This window comes from Polynucleobacter sp. MG-6-Vaara-E2, assembly GCF_018687695.1.
Taxonomy (GTDB): Bacteria; Pseudomonadota; Gammaproteobacteria; order Burkholderiales; family Burkholderiaceae; genus Polynucleobacter.
In genome coordinates this window covers 1,355,778-1,381,749 of the sequence record NZ_CP061303.1, presented here as the reverse complement: position 1 = coordinate 1,381,749, position 25,972 = coordinate 1,355,778, and the positions used below count along the sequence as shown (strand labels likewise).

29 protein-coding genes are annotated in these 25,972 nt (G+C 43.8%); 28 read left to right on the top strand and 1 reads right to left on the bottom strand.

The window, feature by feature from the left end; translation table 11 throughout:
- From ICV38_RS07110 to ICV38_RS06975, 28 genes are all read left to right on the top strand, one after another.
- Positions 1-1,234: flagellar hook-length control protein FliK (locus ICV38_RS07110; protein ID WP_215378699.1), on the top strand; the 1,234-nt coding region annotated here is incomplete at its 5' end.
- Between the two features lie 26 nt (positions 1,235-1,260).
- Positions 1,261-1,995, top strand: coding sequence for a flagellar basal body-associated protein FliL (gene fliL, locus ICV38_RS07105; protein ID WP_215378697.1), 735 nt, complete (start codon positions 1,261-1,263; stop codon positions 1,993-1,995).
- 31 nt (positions 1,996-2,026) lie between these two features.
- Positions 2,027-3,166 (top strand): flagellar motor switch protein FliM, encoded by a 1,140-nt coding sequence (gene fliM, locus ICV38_RS07100; protein ID WP_215378695.1) that lies wholly within the window; start codon positions 2,027-2,029, stop codon positions 3,164-3,166.
- Positions 3,167-3,178: 12 nt separating this feature from the next.
- A complete protein-coding gene (gene fliN / locus ICV38_RS07095) occupies positions 3,179-3,556 on the top strand; it encodes a flagellar motor switch protein FliN (RefSeq protein WP_215329142.1) in 378 nt (125 codons plus the stop codon).
- 27 nt (positions 3,557-3,583) lie between these two features.
- Positions 3,584-3,901, top strand: a complete 318-nt coding sequence (gene fliO / locus ICV38_RS07090; RefSeq protein ID WP_215378693.1) for a flagellar biosynthetic protein FliO — start codon at positions 3,584-3,586, stop codon at positions 3,899-3,901.
- A complete protein-coding gene (gene fliP, locus ICV38_RS07085) occupies positions 3,898-4,644 on the top strand; it encodes a flagellar type III secretion system pore protein FliP (protein ID WP_215378691.1) in 747 nt (248 codons plus the stop codon). Before fliO ends, fliP begins: the two co-directional genes overlap by 4 nt.
- Before the next feature lie 5 nt (positions 4,645-4,649).
- The gene (locus ICV38_RS07080) at positions 4,650-4,919 is read left to right on the top strand and encodes a flagellar biosynthetic protein FliQ (protein WP_215378689.1); all 270 of its coding nucleotides are present in this window, start codon (positions 4,650-4,652) and stop codon (positions 4,917-4,919) included.
- A gap of 3 nt (positions 4,920-4,922) precedes the next feature.
- Positions 4,923-5,705 carry a flagellar biosynthetic protein FliR gene (locus ICV38_RS07075; RefSeq protein WP_215378688.1) on the top strand — a complete coding sequence of 261 codons (783 nt, stop codon included), beginning with the start codon at positions 4,923-4,925 and terminating at the stop codon, positions 5,703-5,705.
- Positions 5,706-5,874: 169 nt separating this feature from the next.
- Complete coding sequence (locus ICV38_RS07070) at positions 5,875-6,474, top strand: hypothetical protein (RefSeq protein ID WP_215378686.1); 600 nt, start codon at positions 5,875-5,877, stop codon at positions 6,472-6,474.
- 178 nt (positions 6,475-6,652) lie between these two features.
- The gene (locus ICV38_RS07065; RefSeq protein ID WP_215378684.1) at positions 6,653-7,729 is read left to right on the top strand and encodes a carbonic anhydrase; all 1,077 of its coding nucleotides are present in this window, start codon (positions 6,653-6,655) and stop codon (positions 7,727-7,729) included.
- A 42-nt stretch (positions 7,730-7,771) separates the two neighbouring features.
- The gene (locus ICV38_RS07060; protein WP_215378682.1) at positions 7,772-9,610 is read left to right on the top strand and encodes a tetratricopeptide repeat protein; all 1,839 of its coding nucleotides are present in this window, start codon (positions 7,772-7,774) and stop codon (positions 9,608-9,610) included.
- A 310-nt stretch (positions 9,611-9,920) separates the two neighbouring features.
- On the top strand, positions 9,921-10,337 hold the full coding sequence (gene flgB, locus ICV38_RS07055; RefSeq protein ID WP_215378680.1) for a flagellar basal body rod protein FlgB: 417 nt from the start codon (positions 9,921-9,923) through the stop codon (positions 10,335-10,337).
- Complete coding sequence (gene flgC, locus ICV38_RS07050; RefSeq protein ID WP_215382835.1) at positions 10,331-10,738, top strand: flagellar basal body rod protein FlgC; 408 nt, start codon at positions 10,331-10,333, stop codon at positions 10,736-10,738. Before flgB ends, flgC begins: the two co-directional genes overlap by 7 nt.
- 40 nt (positions 10,739-10,778) lie before the next feature.
- Positions 10,779-11,471, top strand: a complete 693-nt coding sequence (locus ICV38_RS07045; RefSeq protein WP_215378678.1) for a FlgD immunoglobulin-like domain containing protein — start codon at positions 10,779-10,781, stop codon at positions 11,469-11,471.
- A gap of 32 nt (positions 11,472-11,503) precedes the next feature.
- Positions 11,504-13,300: a flagellar hook protein FlgE gene (locus tag ICV38_RS07040; protein ID WP_215378677.1), complete on the top strand. Its 1,797-nt coding sequence runs from the start codon at positions 11,504-11,506 to the stop codon at positions 13,298-13,300.
- Positions 13,301-13,317: 17 nt separating this feature from the next.
- Positions 13,318-14,079, top strand: a complete 762-nt coding sequence (locus ICV38_RS07035) for a flagellar basal body rod protein FlgF (protein WP_251368128.1) — start codon at positions 13,318-13,320, stop codon at positions 14,077-14,079.
- A gap of 18 nt (positions 14,080-14,097) precedes the next feature.
- Entirely contained in the window at positions 14,098-14,883 is a 786-nt protein-coding gene (flgG, locus tag ICV38_RS07030; protein WP_215305989.1) for a flagellar basal-body rod protein FlgG, read from the top strand.
- Complete coding sequence (locus tag ICV38_RS07025; RefSeq protein ID WP_215378675.1) at positions 14,883-15,605, top strand: flagellar basal body L-ring protein FlgH; 723 nt, start codon at positions 14,883-14,885, stop codon at positions 15,603-15,605. The genes flgG and ICV38_RS07025 overlap by 1 nt, the downstream gene beginning before the upstream one ends.
- Positions 15,605-16,735: a flagellar basal body P-ring protein FlgI gene (locus ICV38_RS07020; RefSeq protein ID WP_215378673.1), complete on the top strand. Its 1,131-nt coding sequence runs from the start codon at positions 15,605-15,607 to the stop codon at positions 16,733-16,735. Before ICV38_RS07025 ends, ICV38_RS07020 begins: the two co-directional genes overlap by 1 nt.
- Entirely contained in the window at positions 16,735-17,181 is a 447-nt protein-coding gene (locus ICV38_RS07015) for a hypothetical protein (RefSeq protein ID WP_215378671.1), read from the top strand. Before ICV38_RS07020 ends, ICV38_RS07015 begins: the two co-directional genes overlap by 1 nt.
- 13 nt (positions 17,182-17,194) lie before the next feature.
- Positions 17,195-18,724: a flagellar hook-associated protein FlgK gene (gene flgK, locus ICV38_RS07010; RefSeq protein ID WP_215378669.1), complete on the top strand. Its 1,530-nt coding sequence runs from the start codon at positions 17,195-17,197 to the stop codon at positions 18,722-18,724.
- Between the two features lie 9 nt (positions 18,725-18,733).
- Positions 18,734-19,603, top strand: a complete 870-nt coding sequence (locus tag ICV38_RS07005; RefSeq protein WP_215378666.1) for a flagellin — start codon at positions 18,734-18,736, stop codon at positions 19,601-19,603.
- A 17-nt stretch (positions 19,604-19,620) separates the two neighbouring features.
- Positions 19,621-20,481 (top strand): flagellar motor stator protein MotA, encoded by an 861-nt coding sequence (gene motA, locus ICV38_RS07000; RefSeq protein ID WP_215378664.1) that lies wholly within the window; start codon positions 19,621-19,623, stop codon positions 20,479-20,481.
- 5 nt (positions 20,482-20,486) lie between these two features.
- Positions 20,487-21,515, top strand: coding sequence for a flagellar motor protein MotB (gene motB / locus ICV38_RS06995; protein WP_215378663.1), 1,029 nt, complete (start codon positions 20,487-20,489; stop codon positions 21,513-21,515).
- 40 nt (positions 21,516-21,555) lie between these two features.
- Entirely contained in the window at positions 21,556-22,314 is a 759-nt protein-coding gene (locus ICV38_RS06990; protein WP_215378661.1) for a hypothetical protein, read from the top strand.
- Positions 22,315-22,341: 27 nt separating this feature from the next.
- Positions 22,342-22,728, top strand: a complete 387-nt coding sequence (locus ICV38_RS06985; RefSeq protein WP_215378659.1) for a hypothetical protein — start codon at positions 22,342-22,344, stop codon at positions 22,726-22,728.
- Between the two features lie 71 nt (positions 22,729-22,799).
- A complete protein-coding gene (locus ICV38_RS06980) occupies positions 22,800-23,396 on the top strand; it encodes a tetratricopeptide repeat protein (RefSeq protein ID WP_215378657.1) in 597 nt (198 codons plus the stop codon).
- Between the two features lie 131 nt (positions 23,397-23,527).
- Positions 23,528-24,658, top strand: coding sequence for a flagellar biosynthesis protein FlhB (locus ICV38_RS06975; protein ID WP_215378656.1), 1,131 nt, complete (start codon positions 23,528-23,530; stop codon positions 24,656-24,658).
- A gap of 39 nt (positions 24,659-24,697) precedes the next feature.
- Here ICV38_RS06975 and ICV38_RS06970 read toward each other — a convergent pair whose 3' ends face one another.
- The gene (locus ICV38_RS06970; RefSeq protein ID WP_215378654.1) at positions 24,698-25,252 is read right to left on the bottom strand and encodes a hypothetical protein; all 555 of its coding nucleotides are present in this window, start codon (positions 25,250-25,252) and stop codon (positions 24,698-24,700) included.
- Between the last annotated feature and the right edge of the window lie 720 nt (positions 25,253-25,972).

Here is a 25,972-nt window from a genome sequence, read left to right as displayed (position 1 = left end):
AGTAAACCAAGCTGCTCAAGCAGCCCAAGCAGCTTCTAACCAGGCGCCAACGATCACGCTAACCCCAGAGATCGCTAGTGCGATTCGGGAGTTACAGCAGCAAGCTAAACCGGTTAACGCAGCTCAGGCCAGCGCCTTAGAGCAGTTAAAAGGTCTGGTGGCCCAAGTAGCTCAAGCTACCCCTAACCAAGCACCTACCATCGTGCTGACCCAAGACCAGATCAATGCCATTCGCGATCTTGCGCAGCAAAGTAATACACCGCTAGCACCCCAATTGGCTAGCCTAGTAAACCAAGCTGCTCAAGCAGCCCAAGCAGCTTCTAACCAGGCGCCAACGATCACGCTAACCCCAGAGATCGCTAGTGCGATTCGGGAGTTACAGCAGCAAGCTAAACCGGTTAACGCAGCTCAGGAAGTGCCAAAAGAATCTGCATCAGACCTAAACCCTGCTATTACAGTTGCCTCCCCAAGCCCGTTAGCATCTGCAAGGCCAGCCACGCACATGCTCTCAGATAAAGTAATTGGGGTAGATAGTAATTCTGGCTTAACCAAAAACCTTCAAAGCTCTAAAAATTCTGACAACTCGGTCACACCTTTATTTGCAGGTCAAGTAACTAAAGATAATTTAGGGGTTGATAATTTCACACGTACCGTAACTGACCCTGATCATCAAATCAAGGGGCAAGAAAAAGTGACTGATTTAAGTGCCCAAGATCCCAACAACCTAACCGCTGCAAATAGCGGTCTGGCTCGCTTAGATAATCACACGCCGGAAGCCGTTCAGAAGTTCCAAATCAAGCAATCAGAGACCTCCCTAGTGAGTGGTCCCTTACATAGCGAGATTATGAGCGCTGCCAAGTCGGGTGGTGGCCGCATTATGTTTGAGGTAACACCACCAGAGCAAGGCACTATCCGGATCGATTTACGGATTAATCAAAGTGGTCAGGCTCACCTAATCGTCGAGGGTGCTAGTGATGCCACAAAATCTCGCCTAGACCAAGGCGGTCAAAATCTCAAGCAAGAATTTGCTCAAATGGGTTTAAATCTCTCGCTAGATCTTAGGCAGGGAAATCAGTCACAACAGGCTTCAGGTCAATCCTTTGCCAATGCCCGCCAGGATTATTATGCTAAGCAGCAGATTGTAGATTCCGCCTCTAAAACCATGATAAGTACTGGTTTTGTAAGTTCGGGTAATAATAAGAGCGAAAGCGGTACAGTTCATCTGTTCGCTTAAAATCGTAATAAAAAAAAGGATTTAGCATGGCAGATGAAGAACGCATAGAGCCTACCTTAGATGCGGACGCGCCTCCGCCCCAAGCCATACCTCATGAGCCGGAAGCAGAAGAGGTAAAACCTAAGAGTAAAAAAGGTTTATTCATCATCATTGGATTGGTTGTAGTTCTGGCCGGAGCGGTTGGTGGATATTTTTATATGCAACACAAGGCTGAACTCAAAAGGGAGCAAGAAGCCGAAGAAAAACGACCAGAAAATATTCTCAAGCGCCAGTTGATGGAGCGTAAAGAAAATGCAGCCCCAATTTATATTGCTCTAGATGAAATGATCGTTAACTTACCTGGCAGGGGTGGTGAGCACTACTTGCAGGCTAAGATTGTTCTTAGAACGAACGATAGTTCTACTGAAGATAAGATCAAGACATTCAATCCCATCATCAGGGATAAGATTATTACTGTTTTATCCTCCCGCCAAATGCAAGAGTTAGCAACTGTTGAGGGCAAAACTATGCTGGCCCGCGAGATTGCTTTGGTGATTAACTCGATTATTGCGCCGCAACTGACTGCAATTTACATACTGCAACAACAGCCCACCACTGCTGATATTCAAAATCTGGAGAGAATCGGTGCTGTACCAAAAGAAACTTCTACAGGTCAGAAGATTTCTGGCGAAGCAGCTAAGGCAGCGGCAGAGTTTTGGAATGTCACAGAGATGGACTTACCTGTCCAAGCAGTATTATTTAGCTCATTTGTAATGCAGTAAAATAGAAGCTGGACAGTCCACTTAGGAAGATATGGCGACAGGAGCAATCAATGTCGAGATGAACATTGCAGCTGAAGATCAGCAATCAATGTTCGACAAATCGAAGATTATTGCTCGTCGGCGCATGCCGACATTGGAGCTTATTCACGAACGCTTCTGTCGGGCGGTTCGTCTATCCTTGTTCAATATGATTCGTGCGCCGATTGAGGTGCAGATGCATATGCCTAGCGTCAAAAGCTACGAGCAATTCGTATCTGAATTTCCTGAACGTACCAATATTAATATCGTCGGTATTCGTCCACTGCGAGGCGTTGGGTGCTGGATTGTTGATCCAGGTGTAGTTTATATCGCGATTGATAATATGTTTGGCGGTGAAGGTCGCTTGGCGCCAAGGCTTGCATTGCGCGAATACACGCCAACGGAGTTGCGCATTATTCGTCGCCTAGTCGATGCTCTACTCAATGACTATGAGAAAGCTTGGAAAGCAGTGTATGAAATTAAGTTTGATTTCATGCGTCAAGAGACTAATTTCGGATTTGCCAAGATTACCTCTCCTGGGGAGATGGTTTTGCATTCTAAATTTACTATTGAGATTAACGGCAGACCAGGTGATGTTGACCTCTGTATTCCATTTTGGGTAATGGAGCCTATCAAGGCAATTTTGTATAACAACATGCAAGGCTTCGCAAGTGAGCCAGATGAACATTGGACGAACTTATTAAACGATCAGGTTCATGAAGCTCCGGTTACTGCAGTTGCTGTATTGGCTCGTAAGCAGATGCTTTTGCGTGAAGTGACCTCCTTATCTGTGGGAGATATCATCCCCATTGAAATTAATGACCCCGTGACCGTTTATGTGGATGGCTTGCCGGTAATTAAGGGGCAATATGGCGTGAAAGAAGGGCGATATTCAGTTAAGGTCAGTACGATTCAGCACCCCGCAGAATTCCTCAAGAGCCCTCTAGAGAAGGCGCGTCTTGGGCCTAGCATGATGCGAAGTGCTGAAAAAGGTGAGCTTTATGAGCAACTTGCAGAAAACACTCAAGTGCCCGCCCCAATACGAGCCTCTGAACCTGCTCAAAGAGATGTCTCAGGCGATACAATGGATCCACTTGCGAACGCTTTTGAGCCCAATGATTCCGTGGATCAAACTGGCTCAGCACAAGAATAAAAGAGGACCAAGATGGCTGAAAACGATAATGATTTAGCAAAAACACTGACGAGCGCTGATGTTTCTGGGTCCCTTCGCAAGGCGACATTTAATAATCTAGAAGATGGCGCTAAAGCTGGTGCGGACTTTAACGATATTGATCTAGTGATGGATGTACCGGTTCAAGTCACAGTTGAACTTGGACGTGCCAAGATGCAAATTCGCAATCTATTGAATCTGACGTATGGATCAGTGATTGAGTTAGATATATTAGCTGGTGAACCATTGGAAGTGGTGGTAAATGGTTGCCTAGTGGCTCAGGGCGAAGTGGTGATTGTGAATGATCGCTATGGTATTCGCTTAACCGATATCGTGACACCCGCAGAGCGTCTGCGTAAAATAAACCGTTAATTCTCAATGGGCACCTCAGTTGGAGGCATGTTGCTTTTTTCGTTCATCTGGCTGGCGCTAGCTGCCGCATTGATTTGGGTTGTTGCTTATTTAGTTAAGCGGGACTCTGCAGTACGCGCAAGTAATCCCCACGTCATGATTTTGGCTCAGCAGGCTTTAGGCCCTAGAGAGCGGGTGATTATTGTGAATGTTCTCAATCGAATCTTGGTGATTGGCCATACTCCTACCCAAGTCAATTTGTTAACCGAACTAGACCCAGAAGATGTTGCCCATTTAAAACCGCAGCCTAGTAATGTTGATTTTGCAAATCAATTAAGACGCTTGGTCAAGAGGAATCGCGGTTGAAAAATAAAAATACCTTCTTCATTACTGGGGCAATAGGGTTACTCGGATTTTTCCCATTAATAGCATGGAGTCAGACGCTACCGCTAGTGACTGCTAAGCAGGCTGGTGGTGGAACACTATATTCTGTTCCAGTTGAGACGCTCCTAGCAATCACCGCGCTGAGTTTTTTACCGGCAGCCTTGGTTTTAATGACAAGCTTTACCAGGATTTTGATTGTATTTTCTCTATTACGTCAGGCTCTTGGTTTAACAACGATGCCACCTAATATTGTCTTAATTGGACTTTCATTGTTTTTGACTTTATTCATTATGAATCCGGTCTTTGATTCAATTTATAAGAATGCCTATCAACCATACTCCATTGGAAAGATGGGATTTCCGCAAGCGGTTGAAGTTGGTGCAAAGCCCTTAAAAGAGTTTATGTTAAAGCAAACTCGTAAAGATGATTTGAACCTATTCGTAAAGATGTATGGCAAAGAAATTCAAGCGCGCGAAGATGTTCCGTTTACCGTCTTAATTCCAGCGTTTGCGATTTCAGAAATTAAGACAGGGTTCCTAATTGGCTTTGTGATCTTCCTCCCATTTTTAGTGATTGATTTTGCAGTAGCTAGCATCTTAACCTCGCTTGGTATGGTGATGGTCTCACCAATGATGTTTTCCTTGCCGATCAAATTGATTGTGTTTACCTTGGCGGATGGATGGGCCTTGCTCTCGACCTCATTAGTTCAAAGCTACATTAATTAATTGTCATGGAGAGCGGAGTCATTCTTGATTTGGTGTATCAGGCTTTAAGGATGGCAGCAGTTTTAGCAGGGCCGGTACTCATGGCTTTACTAGTAGTTGGATTGGTCATCGGTATTTTGCAGGCGGCAACTTCTGTCAATGAGTCGACCGTTGCATTTGTCCCAAAGCTGATTGTATTTGCTGCTGTCATTGTCATTATCGGGCCTGTTAGTTTGTCCTTATTCACAGACTACATCAAAGAGCTGTTTGCCCGCATACCCGGTTTAGTGAATTAACTTATGTTGACCATTACCGGTCTACAAATTGAGCAATACATGGCAATCTTTATGTTTGCCTCGCTTCGCGTTTTTGGATTATTTCTTACTGCTCCGATGTTTGCAATGCGAACGGTGCCGATGCAATTTCGTTTATTTATTTCTTTGGCGTTTGGTATTTATCTGATGCCGGTACTGGGGACCGAAAAAATTCCTTATCCAGGAGAGATTACGTTTTTTGCTTCTGCAATTGAGTTAGCCATTGGCGCCTTTATTGGGTTTGTAGTGCGCATTGCATTTATGGTTTTTGACATTGCAGCAGAAGTTCTGTCCTTTTTATCAGGCTTTAGTTTTGCTTCTTCTAGCTTTCGGGATCCTACTTTAGATTCTGGATTGGTATCGCAATTTATTGCTTTAACTGTATTAGCGCTAGTATTTGCTCTCAATATTCATCTAGTCCTAATTGATCTAGTGCTGACCAGTTTTAAAACGGTGCCATTAGGTGTGTGGCCTCAATCTTGGACCTCAAAAGGGTTGGTAGATTTATTTTCTGCTTCATTTCGTTTGGGCTTGGTACTATCAATGCCGGTGCTATTGGTTTACACGATGTTTAATTTAACGCAAGCTTTTTTGGGAAGAACTAGTCCACAGATGAATTTATTTTCAATCGGTTTTGCTGTTAGCATACCCTTAGCCTTTTTGGTTATCTTTATGATCTTGCCTGACCTACAGATTATCTTAGAGCGCTCGCTTGAAGACCCTTTGCAGCTTATTCGACAAGGTGTGGAAAGACCAAATGCAAAATAAGTTCAATATAAAATTTCTCATTAAATATCTAGGCGGCCTTTTATTTATCATTGCGAGTTTTTCGGCTTCCTGTCAAAGTACTGATCGATCTGATGTAAACGCTTTGCAAACGGGTTCAGTTGAGGAGGGACTGAGCCGAAAGGAGCAAGTTGTCATACAGCAGAATTCATTGAATCAACCCCTCGATCTTTTAGACGATTGTGATAAGAGGTTTCCATTTCCAGTGACTGCAGAGAAGAGCGACCCATATAGTGACAAGGGTGCTGATATCTGTAAAAAACTCAAAGTTCGTGGTCAGCGCATGCAATGTGAGGTGGATTCGTTGTTAGAAGAAAGACCAACTTCCAATACCACTGGCGCCAAAATTGAGCTAGCGGCTTGGGCCCGTTGTAATAGTAAGGTGGCTAATTTGTTGATTGAGGGCTATTACTTGCCAGCCAGTGAAATCGAAAGAAGACTGCAAATTTGCAGCTCAAACTATTATGCTGATCCTGGTAAGCTTCCCAAGCTAGGATGGTATCAACGCTTTTTAAAGTGGTACACCAGCAATGATTTAACTCCGCCACCAACGGATGCGGCGCTTGAGGTGGCATTAAAGCAGTCAACACCGCTAGATAGTCGTCAAGATAGTGCTGGTTTAATGAAGTGTGAGTGGATGTTTAATATTAGTCGTATCCCTCAGGTGGACCCTTTACCGAACTCTAACAATAATAGTGTTGAGTCAAATCCTGCCCCAAAAGCTCTGACCAAAAAACCCTCAAAGAAGTAATCTCTGCCCCTATTGGATAAAGGCTAATGGCCTTTTTAGTGACTTCTGGACCGTAAATAGCTAATAAAGTGCCATATTGAGTCTTTTAAGATTGAATATGGGCTATCCAAAGGGTAGCTGAAGATATATTGATTCGCTATTGTTAAACGAAATAACAAATATTTCCGTAAGCGGACTCATGATGAATAAAATCCTCAGCCCCCTCTCTGTGGCAACACTTGCCATATACTTCCTATTGCTTGGTCAACCAGTAATCGCGTCTGATGCTGCCCAGGTAGTTTCGCCGGCAGAAAAGCCAGTTGATAAGGTGGTGGAAAAAGCTAAGGTAACAGTATCTCCTGGCCCATCTAGTGATGATGAGATGAGCAAGGCCCTGACTAATAAAATTAGCAAGGGATCTGGTGATATTGTGATTCGCAGCAGTGATCTGTCGGTTGCTGGTAATGCGCCGCTTACTGCAGAAGTTAAAGCTAAAGCTGTAGTTAAAGCGCCAGCTAAGCCTGCTGAGAAAGAGGCACATGCTCCTCATTGGTCTTATATTGATGGACCTGGTGGTCCTGATGACTGGGGTAATTTAAGCAAAGAGAACTTAGCCTGCCTGAAGGGTAAGACTCAATCTCCGATCAATATCAATATTGATCGAGCAGTCAAAGCGGAGTTAAGTCCTCTCGAGTTTATGTATAGAGCATCGCCTTTATCTATTGTCGATAATGGACACACCATCATGGTTAGTTATGGTGAGGGTAGCAATCTGATGGTCGATGGTAGGCAATATCGGTTGATTCAGTTCCACTTTCATAAGCCCAGTGAAGAAGCGATCAACGGTGAGCGCACTGACATGGTGGCGCATTTAGTACATCAACATTACGACGGTAGCTTAGCGGTTGTTGCTGTCTTGATGAGTACTGTAAAGCCAGCAGCACTCAAAAAATATTGGTGGGGTGATGAGTCTACCCAAGAGAATCCTTTAATTAATACTCTTTGGAATAAGGTGCCATTAGTCAAAGGCAAGACCGAGACCCCTGGGGTCATGATTGACATCAATCAAATATTGCCAGCAGATAAAAGCTATTTCACTTACATGGGATCTTTGACAACACCACCGTGCAGTGAAAACGTGCTTTGGCTTGTTCTTAAAAATCCTATTTATGTAAGTGAGGCACAAGTTAAGAATTTTGATCGTATCTACCCCATGAATGCGCGACCATTACAACCTAAGGGCGATCGTTTGGTTAAAGAAACTAAAGATCGTTGATCTAGCTACGTACTGATAGCCAATCATATAAAGAGCCCATCAATGCGCCCTAACAATCAAAAATCTGGAAAAGCGGGGGGCAACTTAAGCTTGGTTTCTGGCCACACTCAGGCTAACGAGCAAATAGATCAGACCCAAGATTTATTTGAGCAAGGCATCGTTTGCCATCGCACAGGTAAGCTCAAAGAGGCTAAAAATTTATATGAGCAAACATTATTAGCACAACCCGATCACGTTGATGCAATGCATTTAATGGGGTTAATTGCTTATGAAACGGCTAATTTTGATCTTGCAGAACATTTGATGCAAGGGGCAATCGCACTTAATCCCAATAATTCTTCTTACCATTCGAATTTAGGGAATGTCTTAAAAGCAAAGCAAAAATACGATGCTGCTATTGTTAGCTACGATAGCGCAATTCAGTTAACACCAAACTCTACCTATACGTATTACAACCGTGGTAACACCTTGCATATTCAGAAGAAGCTAGAAGATGCGGTAGCCAGTTTTGATCAAGCGATTGCAATTTCTGCCGATTTTGCGGAGGCCTATAACAACCGTGGCAACGCTTTAAAAGATCTCAAGAAATTTGATCAAGCGATTGCAAGCTATATTGCGGCTATTCAAATCAAGCCTGAATATGCCGAAGCCTATAACAATCTTGGCAATGCTTTAAAAGATCTCAAGAAATTTGATGAGGCGATTGGAAGCTACACCACGGCTATACAAATTAAGCCAGACTATGCTGAGGCCTATAACAATCTTGGTAATGCCTTAAAAGAGCAAAGGCAAATCGATAAAGCAATTCAAAGTTATAGTCGAGCTATTGATTTAAAGCCTGATTGTTTTGAGGCATTTAATAATCGGGGTAATGGCTTAAAAGAATTACAGCAATTAAGTGGCGCTATCGCAAGTTATGACAAAGCCATTGAAATCAATCCTAATTTTGCCGAAGCCTATTGGAATAAAAGTTTAGCGTTATTGCTCGGTGGTGATTATATAAATGGCTGGAAATTTTACGAATGGCGTTGGCAAAGAGATGTATTTGTACCGCTCAAGAGAGATTTCCCTCAGCCTTTATGGCTTGGCACACCCTCTTTATTAAATAAGTCAATCTTATTGTATGGAGAACAAGGCTTTGGAGATACGATTCAGTTTATTCGTTATGCAAAGTTGGTGTCTGATTTAGGCGCAAAGGTAATTGTAGAAGTGCAAAAGCCCTTGATTGCTTTGCTGGCAAATTTGGACGGTATTGCATTAGCTACTTACAAAGGCGAAAAGCTTCCTGATTTTGATTTCCAGTGCCCCCTGATGAGCTTGCCATTTGCATTTAAAACTACTATTGATACGATTCCCACTCGCAATCCCTATCTTTTTGGTGACATCGCCAAAGTGGCACTTTGGGAAGCCAAGTTGGGACCAAGAATCAAGCCGCGTGTAGGAATTGCTTGGAGTGGTAACCGCAGTCATAAAAATGACCATAATCGCAGCATCTCTTTAAAACAGTTATTGTTATATTTGCCTGATAATTGCCAATATATTAGTTTGCAAAAAGGCGCTACTTTCGATGATGGTAGAACATTGAAGGCCAATCCCCAAGTTTTGAACTTTGCCGATGAGCTGCACGACTTTAGTGACACAGCAGCTTTGACTGAGCTATTAGATTGTGTGGTTACTGTAGACACTAGTGTGGCACACCTAGCTGCAGCCTTGGGTAGAAAAACTTGGATATTGCTACCCAATGATCCGGATTGGCGCTGGTTACTTAACCGGGAGGATAGTCCTTGGTACCCAACGGTCAAGTTGTATCGACAACCAGTTCCTGGCGATTGGTTCACTGTCTTTACGAGAGTTCGAGAAGATTTATTGGCCTTAAGGTGAGTGGCTGTTTACAATTTCTCAGCTCGTCATTCATTTAGCGGGCGCTAAAAACCCTAAAATTACTTAGTGGTAAATGAAAAGGGCAGGTATTACCATCTGCTTTCGTTCAAAAACGGCAAATTTTGCCCTTTTTGAACGTGATTATCTATTTTTGACCCAAAAAATAGCCCTTTTTGATAGATCCAGAGATTAATCAATAGGGCTTATCTGAAATTTCTGGCATTAGTTTAAAACTGGCACGCTCTTTGCATATCTACACATGAGGATTTTCCCCCTCAGGTATGTCATTCCCAATTAGGGAGGAGTAAATATGAATGTAGTGCCGCAATACGACCCATTAAGTTTTGGCGAAGCCGCGCTAAAGTTGCGTACCTTTCGCCAACAAATCTTGGGTAATAACTTGGCAAACTCTGATACCCCTGGTTTTAAGGCTAGGGATATTCGCTTTGCTGACGTATTGAAGGCCCAGATGGAAGGTACTCAGCCGTCAATGGATGTTTCGATGGTGACAACCCATGCTGGACATATTGAAGGAAAGATTACTAAAGAAGATCCACGTTTACTGTATCGAGTGCCAAATCAGCCATCTAAAGATGACAACACAGTCGACGGTGACGTTGAGCTTAGCGAATTTACCAAGAACTCAGTACTTACTGAGTCAGCACTAGGTTTGTTGAGTAGTACATTGCGCGCGCGAATGTCTGCGATTACAGGACAGGCATCATGAGTTTATTAGCCGCCTTTAATATTGGATCCTCTGCATTGACAGCACAAGCAATGCGTCTCAATACTACCGCCTCCAATATTGCCAACGCAGAAAGTATGTCTGGTCCAGATGGACGTCCATACCGCGCACGGCAGGTTGAATTTAGTGCAATAACCACCCCCAATTCACCTGGCGCCGGCGTGGCTGTGAGCAAAATTGTTGAAAGTGACGCCCCACTGCGGATGGAATATCGCCCGGGACATCCAAAAGCCAATGCTGCAGGCTATGTAGAAATGCCCAATGTCAATCCAGTTGAAGAGATGGTCAACATGATTTCAGCGTCTCGTTCGTATCAAATGAATGTTGAAGCAATGAATGTGACACGTCAACTGATGTTAAAGACTTTGGATTTAGGTCGCTAGAATTTTTTTGAAATAGATCAATAGATAAAGAGCTAAGAAAATGACAACAACCGGACCAATGAGCAATATTCCTGTCTACGATCCAACTGTAGCGGCAAGCTCTGCTACGAGTTCATCGAGTGGAACTTCAGCATCAGATCAAACTCAGAACTTTTTAAAGCTATTGATAGCGCAGATCCAAAATCAGGATCCGATGGCACCAATGGATGCATCGACGATGACATCCCAAATGTCTCAGCTCAATATGGTAACGAGTATGAGCAATATGAATACCTCAATGACGGCCATGCTCAATCAAATGCAGAGCGTAAATTTTATGAATCAGGCTGCGCTGATTGGCCATAGCCCTGAGGTAGCGGGTAATAGTATTTCTTTTGACGGGACTAATTCAGTAGTTCTTGGTGCCAATGCAGCTAATCCTCTAAGCTCTGTTGTTGCAACTATTACCGATAGCAGTGGAAATGTTATCAACACTGCTGATTTAGGGACCTTAGTTGCTGGAATGAAAAATTTTGCGTGGGATGGCATAGATTCAAGTGGTAATAAGGTGGCTGCAGGCAACTACAGCATCAGTATTAGTGGCAAGAATACAGCCGGTAACTCAGAGTCGCCAACTGTATATGTAGCATCACCTGTAGCGGCTGTAAGTAAGGGGACTAATGGTGACTCACTACTCACATTGGTCGATGGTAGACAGATTAATGCATCAACAATCCAGCAGTGGATCAATTAATTTAATTAAGAAATTAAGCTAAGGAGCAAAAAATGGGATATGGAATCGGATTAGCAGGCTTAGACTCAACATCACAAGCTATTGACGTAGTCAGTAATGACATCGCGAACGCACAAACCGTTGGATTTAAATCTGCGCAGTTTGTATTTGCAGATATGTACTTTAAGGCAAATGATGCGCAAGCAAAAGATCGAATTGGTATGGGATCCCAGCAGCAGGCTATTAGAAGAGACCAGTCCTATGGAACGCTGCAAACTACGCAAAATCCACTGGACTTAGCAATTACTGGACCAGGTATGTTTATGCTGGCCAAAAATGTGGTGGGAACTGTTCCTACTGAGAGTCCAAGTAAGTTTGAATACACCCGTAACGGTCAATTTGGCACTGATAGCCAAAACCGGATGGTCAATCAAAGTGGTTTATTGGTGGTGGGTTACCCAGCAGATACCGCTGGAAATATTATTTCTGGCGCAAAATCTACAATGGTATTGAGCCCAGAGCCGCTTCCATCACAACCAACGATCAATTCAAAAATAGATTTAAACCTAGATACAAGAAATCCTCCTATGGATATTCGTTTTGATCCAACCAATAGCACTACTTACAGTCAAGCAACATCACAAACCATTTATGACCAAAATGGTAATGGCCATATTTTTAGCATGTACTATAAGCGGATTTCTTCGCAGCCTTTGACATTAACTCTGCAGGGCACGGGTGCTTATTCCTACAATCCAACGCAGCCTATTCCGGCTAATGCTGATGAAGTAGCCCATCCATTGCAATATGACACCGATCATAGGCCATTAAATGAGCAGTCAAGTTTTATTGCTAGCACCTATAAAGGTGAAGATGCCAAATACAAGGTGACTGCTGGTAAGAAAGAAATTATTGACTCAGTAAACAATCCCGCTAATACGGAATTAGTGAGTGTTGTGGGAGCGCAAAAAACTCTAACTGGCGGTGCTTTGAATGCAGTAGGCTCAACCTATGATTTAAGGTTAGCAGATGGCACTCATATTCCAATCAAGCAAACTGTAGCTTATGCCGCAGCTTCAGGTGGTAATCCAGAAGTGCTAGCTCAATTTACAGCAACAACTGATCGATTTGAAGTCTATGCGACGATTGACGGTAATAAAGTAGGTCACAATCCAGACACTGGCATGGATGGCGATATGAGTTTTAGAAAGGTGAGCGATGGTTCGCTAAATACACAGCAAATGTCAATCGGTACTATGGCATTTTTAGGCGGTATCAATATTGATACTCTAGCAACAGGAGCTGATGGAAAGCCTGCGAATTTTGCAACAACAAGCTTTAAACTCAACGCATTAAGTGCTTCTCCAGTAGCTGCATATGGCCGAACAAACCAGAACGGTATTATGCAATTCACAGTTGCAAGCGATATCACTACAGCGTTAACTGCACCGACCCAAACTTACGCAAATTCTCAAGATGGTCATACCGTATCGAATCTATCAGCCTATTCAATTGATAGCTCTGGTAAGTTAACAGCAACCTATGACAATGGAGTGCAGGCAGTTAAGGGTCAGCTCATTTTGGCGCAATTTAATAACCTAGATGGTTTAATGCCAAATGGTAGCAATACTTTTGCAGCCACTGCTGCATCAGGTGATCCGATTTTAAGTGCGCCAGGAACTGGCCTATTGGGTCAAATCCGTTCCAAATCATTAGAAGCCTCAAACGTAGACCTAACTGCAGAGTTGGTTCAATTGATGGTTCTACAAAGACAATACTCCGCTACTTCGCAAGCATTAAAACTGCAAGCAGCAACCATTGTCGATGATGCAATCAATATGAGCCGATAAGCAGTAAGTGCTAATTTATGATTAACCGATACGCTTATACTTCGATGACAGGGGCAACAGCTGCCACGCAGCAGTTGGCTGTTACCTCTAATAATCTGGCGAATGGTTTAACGCCAGGCTTTAGAGAAGTCATCAGCGCTTTCCGGGCTGTACCGTTAAAGGGTGATGGTGAGCCCTTTACCGGTAATGGCGCAGATACAAGAGTATTTGCAGTTGAGAGTACGCCAGGAAGTAACTTTACTGGCGGACAAATACAAACTACCTCTAATCCCTTAGATGTGGCTATCAAGGGTGATGGTTTTTTTGCAGTACGACGACCAGATGGAAAAGAGGCCTATACCCGCGCTGGCAAATTCATGGTCAATGACCAAGGAATATTAAGCGTTGGCAAGGAAATACCAGTAGTAGGTGAGGGCGGTAGTATCACTATCCCAACTGGTTCAACTATGAACATAGCAGAGGATGGCTCTGTCTATACTCAGATACCTGGAACACAGTACCTGAACCAAGTCGGCAAATTAAAGCTGGTCAATCCCAACACCAATAATTTGGTTCGCGGTGATGATGGTTTATTTGATCTGCCAGGTGAGCAAGCGGCAGCCGATCAACGCGTTAAAGTTGTGCAGGGCGCTTATGAGTTGAGCAATGTAAACCCTACGATGGCAATGGTGCAGATGATTACTCAAAATCGACTATTCGATTTAAATACTCGATCAATCACCTTAGCTGATCAAAATTCTAGATCAGCCACGACGCTATTATCCCTATCACGTAGCTAAATGAAAGAAAGATAAACAATGTTACGTTCACTATGGATTGCTAAAACGGGTATGGATGCCCAGCAGATGAATTTAGATACGATATCTAATAATTTGGCTAACGCGTCTACTACAGCATTTAAGCGAGTCCAGCCTTTATTTCAGGATTTACTCTACACGACTATCCGTGCCTCTGGCTCTGCAGCTAACGCACAAAACCTATTGCCTACCGGTCTTCAGGTGGGATCAGGTTCAGCGATTACCTCTACTGAAAGAAACAATCTGCAAGGCACCTTGTATCAAACAGGTAATCAATTAGATATTGCAATTAATGGAAATGGTTTCTTTCAAATTGCATTAGCTGATGGAACTACTGCTTACACCCGCAATGGTCAATTTAGTAAAAGCGCTACTGGCCAAATTGTGACCTCATCAGGAAATGTCGTTTCCCCTGGATTGACAGTTCCGATTAGTGCAACTTCTCTTACGATTAGCTTGACTGGTCAAGTGCAAGCCACTGATCAGGCTGGAAATGTAACGCAAGTCGGTCAACTGTCGATGGCCAACTTTATTAACCCAGCAGGATTGGTTGCTCTTGGTGGTGGTAACTATATCGCTTCACCAGCCTCTGGTAATGCAACAAACGGTCTACCTGGGCTCAATGGTATGGGTACGATGAATCAGTACTACATTGAGCAGTCCAATGTGAACGTTGCTGAAGAATTGGTTAATCTAATTGCAGCGCAGCGCGCCTATGAAATTAACACTAGAGCAGTAACTGCTTCTGATCAAATTTTGCAACGCGTTAGCAATTTGGGGCAATAATGATTCATCTAGGTAGACTTTTTCGTTATGGCTTAGTAAGCGCTGTGAGTGCCATTTTGTTGGCCGCTTGCGCTAGTGCCGACCGACCTTCTTTATTGTCTACACCAACGACTGCAAGACCACGCCCTATCCAGGAAACGTCTGCAAATATGGGCAGTCTGTATCCAGCCAATTCTGGAGGACCCTATATTAATGCAGTCAGCCATAGACCGCTATTTGAAGATCGACGCGCTAGAAACGTTGGCGATACGCTAACAGTGCTGCTGAATGAAACAACCAGTGCGGCGAAAAATTCCGGTATGGCGGCAGCACGTAAAGCAAATGGTACTTCAACGTTTGGTAATAATAGCCCAACATTTAATGGGGCAATGTTTAGCCTTGCTAATGCAGCCAATTTTGCAGGCACAGGAGACATCAAGAGTGAAGGTTCTGGCTCGAGCGCTGCCAGTAATACCTTTGCTGGAACGATTACAGTTACCGTTGTAGAAATTCTATCTAACGGAAATTTAGTTGTTGCTGGTGAAAAACAGGTTGCTGTTAGTAACGAAGAAGAAATTATTCGCTTTGGCGGTATTGTTAATCCAAATACACTCGTATTTAATCAAGTTTCATCACAGCAAGTTGCAGATGCTCGCATTGAGTATCGTGGCCGCGGCGCTACTGATGATACTCAAAGTACCGGCTGGTTTACGCGCCTAATGCTAAAGTTGGCGCCTTTCTGATGAAGATCAACGATTTCTTCTCTTGGTGCACAAAAGGCTTACTCATCTTAGTAAGTATTAGTTGCTTTAATAACATCTGCTTTGCCGATCGCATTAAGGATATTGCAGACACCGCAGGTCAAAGATCAAATCAACTTGTGGGTTATGGCCTAGTGGTTGGTTTAGATGGCACGGGTGATCAAACAACTCAGACACCATTTACACTACAAAGTGTCTTGCAAATGATCGGGGTGTTAGGCGTTACTTTGCCATCAACGGGTAATCAAACTCAGCTGCGTAATACAGCGGCGGTGATGGTCACTGCAGAATTCCCGGCGCTTTCAAGACCTGGTCAACAAATCGATGTGACAGTTTCCTCTTTGGGAAATTCAACCAGCCTAAAAGGTGGCACATTAGTGATGACACCGCTTAAGGCTGCTGACGGTCAAGTGTATGCTCAGGCTCAAGGAAATATTGTTATTGGAGGTTCACGTGCTGCAACGGGTGGCGCTGCAACTTCTGTGAACCATTTATCAGCTGGGCGAATTCCTTCTGGCGGTATTGTCGAAAGGGCGGTCCCAGCGCTCTTAGTTGATGAGTTTGTGCAACTTGATCTACGTCAGGCGGATTTTTCATTGATGCAAAGAACGGCAGAGACGATTGGTCGTCGTTTTGGTGTTGGAACGGCATTACCTATTGATGCTAGATCCCTAAATGTACGCGTTCCCACAGAGCCATTAAAAAGAACTGCATTTATGGCAGCTTTGCAAGATTTAGATGTACCGATGGGTAGTCAACCAGCGCGGGTAATATTAAATTCACGTACAGGCTCTGTGGTCATGAATCAAGCGGTCAAGCTTTCACCGTCCGCTGTAGCGCACGGTAACTTAACGATCAAAATCCAGCAGTCGCCCACAGTAAGCCAGCCATTACCATTTAGTCGCGGACAGACCACTACCGCCACTGAAGATACTGCAACGATTAGTGATAGTGGTAAGGAAAATAGTCTGATTGCTGTCCCAGGAGGAGCCTCTTTAGACCAAGTGGTTAAGGCCCTTAATATGATGGGCGCTACCCCACAAGACCTTATTTCTATTTTGCAATCTCTAAGGGCTGCTGGTGCATTGCGTGCAGAATTAGAGGTGATTTAATGGATGTTAATCATCTGACACCTTCTATCGATCCTAATAGCGCAAGAATGTTGCAGGGCGCCGCTGTTGTTAAAACATCACCATCTACCTCTACTAATGACGCTAAATTAAAGCAGGCTGCACAGGGATTTGAGCGTACCTTATTGAGGCAGATGCTCAGTTCAGCCCGCAATACAAATTTAAACGGCATGGATGAGCAAAGTAGTACTTCCAAGTCGTATCTTGAGATCATGGACGATCATGTGGCTGATTTGCTTTCCCAGGGGCAAGGCGTTGGATTTGGAAAACAAATGGCTGAACAGCTAATTGCGCAATCTAACCGAGCAAAACTAAGTGGAATTCAAGAAGTAGCCGTAAAACCATTAAACACTCCTCGCTCGGCACCTCTTTCGGCTGAAACTTCGCAATCATTGCAAAGACCGAATGGATTTGTGAGCAATCCTTAATTAAGGTAAATAAATGGGCGTCTACTCCATTACCGATTCTGCAATGTCTGCCTTAAATATAGCGCAGGCAGGCATTCTGACAACCTCACAAAACGTTGCTGGTGCTTCAGTAGATGGTTTCACGCGTCGCACTGCAGATGCCACAATTAATGCCCTAGCACCCAATTCTTTGATGCTCAATGGTACGAGTTTTGCTGTAGAGGGTTTTACACGTCAATACTCTTCATTGCTGAATTCTCAGGTTTTGTCTCAGCAGGCTAAATCGAGTTATTCAGACACCTTAGTGCAATACACTCAAGGAATCGATACCTTGGTGGCTGACCAGTCAACCGGATTAAATACTGCGATTAGCAATTTCTTTAATGCTGTTGGTACCTATGCAGCCGATCCTACTAGTAAACCGCAAGCCGCAGCGATTACTGCCTCAGCTAATGAGGTAGCAAGACGCATTGTGGGGATGAGCAGCTTAACCTCACAAATCACGAGTGACGCTAAAAAAGGTTTGGCCGATACCGCTGCGCAGGTAAATACCCTGTTGCCTGAGTTGGCACAAATCAATGCTCAAATTATTAAAGGCACTAGTTCTGGCAATTCTTATCCATCAGCAGATTTGTTGGATGAGCGAGACCGCTTATTATCTCAGCTACAAAAGTTGGTAGGTGGACAATCGCTCATTAATGCCGATGGTACAGCCACACATTTAATTGCAGGCATGCCCTTGGTTGATCGTACAGTAGCCAATAAGCTGGTGATGAATGGTGGACAAGACATGCATACAGCAGTCTATTCATTAAAGAGTGGGTCAGACAATACAACGCTTACTAGTGTTCAACACTTAGAGGGCGGTCAAGCAGGCGCATTATTAGAATTGGTTAATACCTTTGTACCTAAAATTGACCAGCGATTAGATACGATTGCACTGGGTCTAGTGTCTGCTGCCAATACAGCTAGTCAAACAGCAAACAATGTTTTCACTCAGACTAATCCCTTGCTCGCTATTTTTGGTTTTCAGGTGGGCGCTCAAAAACTTCCTAGTCTAGAAGGGGATATCACTGCCGATATTAATAGTGTGGCAGATTCATATGGACAGTTGGTATCGGGGATTAATTCACAAGAAAATATCGATCGACTTTATAACTATTTAGCAGACTCAAGCAACAGCCTAACCGCTTCTGGTTTTAAGGCCGCTAATTTTATTTCTCTGGCTCCAACCGATACTGCTGCCTATTTTGATGTGATGGGCAATTCCCTTATTACATCTGATGCAGCTAATACTTTACAAAAGCAAAGCTCGATATTTATTGGTAGTAGCGCAAGTTTAGTAAGTGATGTTGGTGTTCAAGTGGCAACTTGGAAAAGTACTCAAAAAGCAGATACTGCAGTGATGGCCAACCTGAAAAGTCAAAAAGATTCAGTTTCAGGAGTCAACCTTGATGAGGAAGCTGCAAATCTATTGAAGTATCAGCAGTTATATACGGCATCAACTAAGGTATTGCAGACTGGCAATCAAATGTTCAATGCGCTTCTATCGATCATGAATTGAGAGTAGATTATGAGTATTCGAATTAGCACCAATCAAGTGTTAGACGCCGGCGTCGATTCTATGAATAATAGTTTGGTCAGCGCTACTGAATGGCAACAAAAAATTAATACTGGCAAAAATTACAGTAAGGCCTCAGATAGTATCTATGCTGTATCAAGGGGTGTAGAGCTAGATTTTGATACCTCTCGTTTGCAGATGTTCAAGAGCAATCAAGATATCGTTACGAGCATCCATAATAATGCTCAAACCCAGATGGATAGTATTTTGAACCAATTTACTACCCTAAAGCAATTATTCGTACAGTCACAAAATACCGCCTTAAGTCCCTCCAATTATGGGGCCTTAAAAATTCAAGCTGAGTCAATCCGTGACACTATTGTTAGTCAAATGGCAGCCAAAGACGCTAGTGGTCACGCCATTTTTTCCGACGTAGTCAATCAAGTTCAAATAGAGCCTAATGTGATGGTCGACTCGGGGGTGCAATTTAATTTAGCCTTCGGCATTGGCGGCTCTTCTAGCGACCCTCAATCCTCATCGCTTTACAGTAGTATCGACAGTTTTGTGAGTTACTTAGATGGTCGTGCTAATGGCGCGCAAGCCATTGCAGGCGATGCAGCGACAATATCGACGAACTTAAACGCATCTTATGACCAATTAATGACAGCTCAGCAAACGAGTGGGGCTATTTCTAGCCAGTTAGATGTTTCGAAAAGAGTGACAACTGCCATGGGTACACAAATCAAGGCTGCTTCCTCGGACATTTTGGACACCGATATGGCTGCAGCAACAGCGGCTTACACTAAAGCCCAGACCTTATTAAACGCAGCTCAGGCGATGTTTGCTAAACTTCAGCAAAGTAACTTGTTTTCCAAACTTTAAATTGAGTAAATAGAAGTATGAATATTCCATTAGGCTGGATCATTGCGATGGGTTGCGCCCTAGGCGGCTATGCCTTGCATGGTGGCCATATCGCGGTTCTATGGCAGCCAACGGAGGTTTTGACCATTGTCGGAGCCGCTGTCGGAACGATGATTGCATCTAATACCATCATTAATCTGAAGAAAACGCTTGGTGCCTTGGGAGGTGCTTTTAAGGGGGCCGGCGATCAGAAGAAAAAACACCTAGATTTACTGTGTTTGATGTTTGAGATTTTACAAAAAGTAAAGCGGGATGGTTTGATGTCTCTAGAAGGGGATATCGAAGAGCCTGAAGCCAGTCCGCTGTTTGAAAACTACCCTGATATTTTGAAGGACCACCACTTAGTTGACTTTATTACCGACTACTTGCGGATGATGCTGGGTGGCTCATTGGATCTCATCCAAATTGAAAGCTTAATGGAACAAGAGTTAGATGTTCATCATCAAGAAAGTCATATCCCTGTGGCATCGGTGACGATGGTGGGTGATGGTCTACCCGCTTTTGGTATTGTGGCGGCGGTGATGGGTGTGGTTCATACCATGGGCTCCATTGGTTTGCCCCCAGCAGAGTTAGGTAAGCTCATTGGTGCTGCGCTCGTGGGTACCTTCTTGGGTATTTTATTGGCCTATGCTTTTGTGCAACCAGTAGCTAAAGTATTGGAGCAGCAAGCAGAATCTGAAACCAGGGCTTTCATGGCAATTAAAGCCATATTGCTCGCGAGTCTAAATAATTTCCCACCTGCAGCAGCCGTAGAGTTTGGACGCAAAGTACTCTTTACCTATCAACGTCCAACCTTTACTGAGCTTGATGAAGGTACTAAAGCCGCTAAAGGGAAGTAAGCACGATGGCTAAGTCCGACGCGCCCATTATTGTTGTAAAGCGCGTTAAAAAAGGCGGTCACGGTCATCATGGCGGTGCATGGAAAATTGCATACGCCGACTTCGTAACGGCGATGATGGCCTTCTTCCTGCTCATGTGGGTTTTAGGATCCACCACAGCGGGTGACTTGGCTGGTATATCCTCCTACTTTCAAAATCCGATGCGCGTTTCGATGAGCGGCGGCCAAGGGTCCGGCGAGACTACCCGGATTATAAAGGGGGGTGGAGACAATATCTCAAAAGTTTCTGGGGTTGAAGCCAAAGCAGATGCCGATACTGAGCAGCGCCGAGTGAGCGACTCGTCGGTAACTGATGTTGAAAATGCCCGTAAAGACAGAACCAAAAACGAAGCTGTAAAAAGTGAGATTGAGAAAAATGTTGAGGCTGATGCTGAATTAAAAAATATTAAAGGGCAGCTCTTCATGGATATTACCTCAGAGGGTCTGCGGATTCAGGTGGTTGATGAAAAAGGCAAGCCCTTATTTAATAGCGGTGGCGTGGTACCAAGCGTGGCAGCGCGTCGTTTATTGCGCGTGATTGGTAAGTCATTAAATGACAACACTGGCAAGATCCGAATTGAGGGTCATACCGATACTTCAAAATATGCCAATGGTGAAGCGGGTTATACCAATTGGGAGCTTTCAAGTGAGCGTGCTAATGTGGCTCGCCGAGAAATGATTGCTGGAGGCTTAGCGCCTTCCAATGTGGCGCAAGTGATCGGGTTTGCAGATACGATTCCTTTAAATCCAACCGATTTGAACGACCCCTTAAATCGTCGTATTTCCATTACGCTCTTAAATAAAAAGCCGAAGAAGGAAGAAAAGCCAATCCAAAGGCCAATCGAGAGAGAGGCCGAAGTCATTCCAAAAGGGGCGCAAGATATACCCTCTAATTTAAGAGCGCCTGCACAATTTTTATCCAAAGACAAACCGGTAGCACCAGCAATGGACATCTCTAAACCAGACAAACCAGCTACAGGCAAGCCTGAGAGGTAAGGCCTTGTTACCGCTCTTTAGAATCTTTCTCGTTTTATTCATGGTTGTGCCGGCATTGGGAAACGCCTCAGACCCAAAAGCGCATGATGGTGGTTCACACAAAGAGCGTACTTCTGATGCTTCAGCCTCGAATGAGCCTTTTGTGGGGCCAGCAAGTGAAGCAAAAAAACTGTATAGACGATATAAACGCGCTTATGATAAAACGATCGTCGCGGTCGCCTGTGTCAAAGACCCAAAATGCATTGATCCAGAAGATGAGGTATTGCGTTACAGCAAGGATGCCTTAAGGATATTGGAAAAACTAGATACTTTGGCAGCAGAAGGTGATGTACAGGCAAACTACTATCGGGGCTTAATTGCCTTTGAGCGCATGAAGTACTACGATCAGCAAGCTGAAATCGTGACGCATCCCGACTTTATCTTGACCAATACTGTTTTTCGGCGCTATGCAAAACAGCAATATTTATTAGCAGTAAAGTACTTTTCTGTTCCAGCTAAGATTAATAACCCCAGTGCCTGCGAGTACTTGGGCAATCTTTATCTAATTTCTATCGTTAGTAGCCCACAAAAAGAAAAGGCAGGCTTGTACTTTTACAAAGCCGCAAACGCCTATATTGAGCAGGGCAATCAAATTGCTGCGGCGCGAATGTACAACGCGATGAAGGATAATATAGACCTTGCAGACCCTAGAATTATTCAGATGTATGCAAAGTTGCATAATAAGGAACCTATTGCAACTTGGCGAAAGTTACCCAGTGATTTGGTTCAAGGTGCGCCAAAGAAGTCTGAGCAACATTGATACGCTATTGATTGGAAATTGACTTTTATGAATGAGAAAATTGAACCCTTAATACGATTGGCAAAAAAGCTCTTGCTGTTGTTTATTTTGCCGCTAGTCCTAGTGATTTTTGCTTTTATCTTAGGTGAGCAATTTGAGGTTGGTCGACTCGCAGCGATTGCAAGTTGCGAAGGTAGCATGAATAACAATGCTTGCATTCGCTCCAAGGGCTATTTGTCAAATGCTCCTCACTACCCAGATCTCACGCGCCGTTATTTTGGAGGTTTTGCCAGGATGATCGGTGGAGATCTAGGAGCAAGCTATTACGTGGCACCACCCCCACCAGTAGCTGTGCCTAAAGCTTCCGATGCGCCACCCGATGAGGACGCCGAGGAAGTTGAAGAGAAAAAGCCAGCACCACCGAATAAAAAGTAAACCCAAAACTGATAAAAAATAAACGCCCCAGCTCGTATGAATATTGACTGGGGGGTTGATTCTCAATAGCCATGACCCAACTTCATTGGCGCACCTGCCTGCACATGTCTATTTTGGTGGCGCTGACTAGTATGTTGATGGCTTGTTCAGACTATCAAAATGCAAGATCTGCTTATGCCGCAGGTGACTACACCAAAGCCTATCAATTATTTCAAGCTCTAGCAGAGTCAGGTGATACCAAGGCTCAGTACGATTTATCGTTGATGTACATCCAAGGCATCGGTACTCAAAAAAATATTGAGCAAGGCTTGGTCTGGCTAAAGCGTGCAGCGGAGAAGGGCAATATTGAGGCAATGCTCGAATTGGGGGTCCTGTACCAAAAGATCGACACTTTAGACAATGCTCCGCAACTAGCACTTCATTGGTTTGAAAAAGCAGCGATGGCAGGAAGTGCAGTGGGTCAATATAACTTGGCCCATATGTATATGGATGGTGGGCAAATTGCGATAGATCTTCCAAAAGCGTATATCTGGATGGCCATATCAGATGCCACCGGTAATCCGTTGGCCATTTCAGAGCTGGCTAAGCTAAAAGCAGATTTAAGTAGCCAAGAGCTTGTTGCTGCTGAAGAAAAAGTCGCTGCTATCAAAAAGACCTTGCCCCAGTAAAATCTCAACCTAAGATCCAGCTTAACCCCTAAATCTTTGCTTCAGCTCTAGCCCTAATCCTTTTCGGGTAAGAATAGGTGCGCAGGGTGTAAGCTTGAGTCATAGTTTGATTTTGAATGAGGTACTAGAGAGTGGCTGAAGGTGGAGATAACTCCCAAGAACGGGAACTAGAACCGAGTGAGCGGCGTATTCTGCGTGCCCGCGAACAGGGTCAATTACCGCAATCCCGCGATCTAGCAACTTTTGCTACCCTGGTAATTGTAGTGATTTTTTTATCTGCTGTTGGCCCCTCGCTACTTAAGCAAATGGTCTTAATGACCCAGGCCATTTTTCAGTTTTCAGAACCTGCCAAGCTAATGGATCACATGCAAGAGTGGGTCGGAGGATCACTTTTAGTTGTACTGATACTCTTAGCGTTGATCTTCATACCGTTGTGGATTATTGGGGTCCTAGCACCTTTATCCCTAGTGAGCTTTCGGGCTTATTTTGCCCCTCAGTTTAATTTGGGCAGGCTAGACATCATTGCTGGGTTAGGGCGCATGTTTTCGATTAATGCCTTAAGCGAGCTATTAAAGAACTTATTAAAAACGACCCTGATGTTAGGTGTGGGTATAGCTTATTTATCGGGCTTGTTTGTGTACATTCGGATGATTGTGAATCAGGGCTTTGATGCAGCCCTAGTGCAAACCTCGTCTCTTATTCTTGATGGTTTTATGCTCCTGATGATGCCATTGCTATTAATTGCCGTTGGGGACTCTTGGTTGCAATGGTTTAACTTTCGCAAGCAAATTCGGATGAGTCCCGAAGAAATGAAGCAGGAGATGAAAGAGTCTGATGGCTCGCCAGAGATCAAGCAGCGCTTGCGGCAAATGCAACGACAAATCTCTGCATCACGGATGATGGCGGCCATTGAGCGGGCAGACGTGGTCTTAGCCAACCCAGAGCACTATTCTGTTGCGCTGCGTTATGACATGGAAAAGATGGCGGCGCCGATTGTCGTGGCTAAAGGGGCAGACCAGATTGCTTTACGCATTCAAGAGGTAGCCAAAGACTTTAATGTGCCTATTGCCCAAATTCCTCCATTAGCTCGCTATTTATATAGTCAGCTTGAAATTGGGGAAACCATACCTTTGCCCTTATTTGAGGCAATTGCTCAAATCTTGGCCTGGGCTTACGACACCAAAGAATCAGGTTTGGCAGGGGATGCCCCTCAGGTAGATTTCGTTCCTACCCAGCTCAAACCTGGCAAACCCCTGCTTTAATTAACTTAAACCAAAGCGCTCTATTTCCTGGGGCACTACTTAGTTCATGACACTTTTGGCAAAGGTTGCCCCGACATCTTCTGGGAAAAAGTACACCAGCATCAATTCATTGCGGTTATTCAGGCTTCTACCAATCTGAAAGGCAACTTGCCCGCCCCCGAAAACATAGCTTTTAGTCTTTCGAACTCCAGTAGCAAAGGCGCTTTCTTGAGCCTCAGTAGGGCTGAAATCGATACCATATTTAATAGTCAGGCGCTCAATAATGGTGTCCGCCACCTCCTTGTTATAGTAGCCCAGCTCTTTTTTCATCAATACCATGCGGCCTACCTCGTTATAGATTAGCCAAAGATCTTCTTCTTTATCCCCGTTTTTGATCTTACAGCTATAAGTGAGGTCGTATTGGGTGCACTTAAATTTATCAACTGCATCTTGCCCGCTGGTATTAAACGGAATGCCGGCATATTCTTCCATTGGCAGTTTGGCTACTGCAGTATCGGGCAGCCAAACCTCCGCTTTAGGGGCGGAATCATTATTGCCGCAAGCAAAGAGAGTGGCGCATAGTGCCAAGGCGGAAAGAGCCTGAATCCTGATCACAGTTATTTCACAGTCTTAAGTAGTTAACAAAAAAAGTAAGTTCAAAGATGGCTAACTCAGTTATTGAAAGTCAGAAAGCGGGTTATTGAGGGGCTTTTGTATTAAAGATTGACATAAATTATTGCATTTGTCCGTCATTAAAAGGTACTTTACCCTAGAATCCGAAGACGATTTAAGGGTTTGAAGGTAGCCGGCGTCACATAAGGCATCGACAAACTTCTTCACTGTAAGGTGGCTACAAGAAAAATAGCTATATAGCCCCTTTAAAGATAGCTCTTGACCTAGCTTTTGCTTATCCAAAACAATCATCACAATCCCTAGGGGGATATTCGAGTATTGACCCTGGAGCTCTTTTTCTGGGAAAAACTCCCAAAGAGACTCTGCGGGCACTAAATAAGGGTTTGAGAAGACATGTTTCATAGGAGGGAAACAGAGTGCATAAAACAAGATTGTATATCTAATTTATAGATATAAAAAATTATAGTAAGCACGCCAGCAATCCAAGATGGATGGATAAAGCTAAACAAAATTAGAAAAATAGCCGAAACATAATTAAGAAGGTTAGTTTAGGACCTAAGGAGTAGATATCAAAACTCATGTCCTTAAGAGACGTAGGAGTTAAATATTCTCAATAGAAGTTTGAAGAATATAGACCCAAGAAAATATATAAAATATATACATATATATTTTATATATTTTTACTAATCAGTTCAGAGTGTT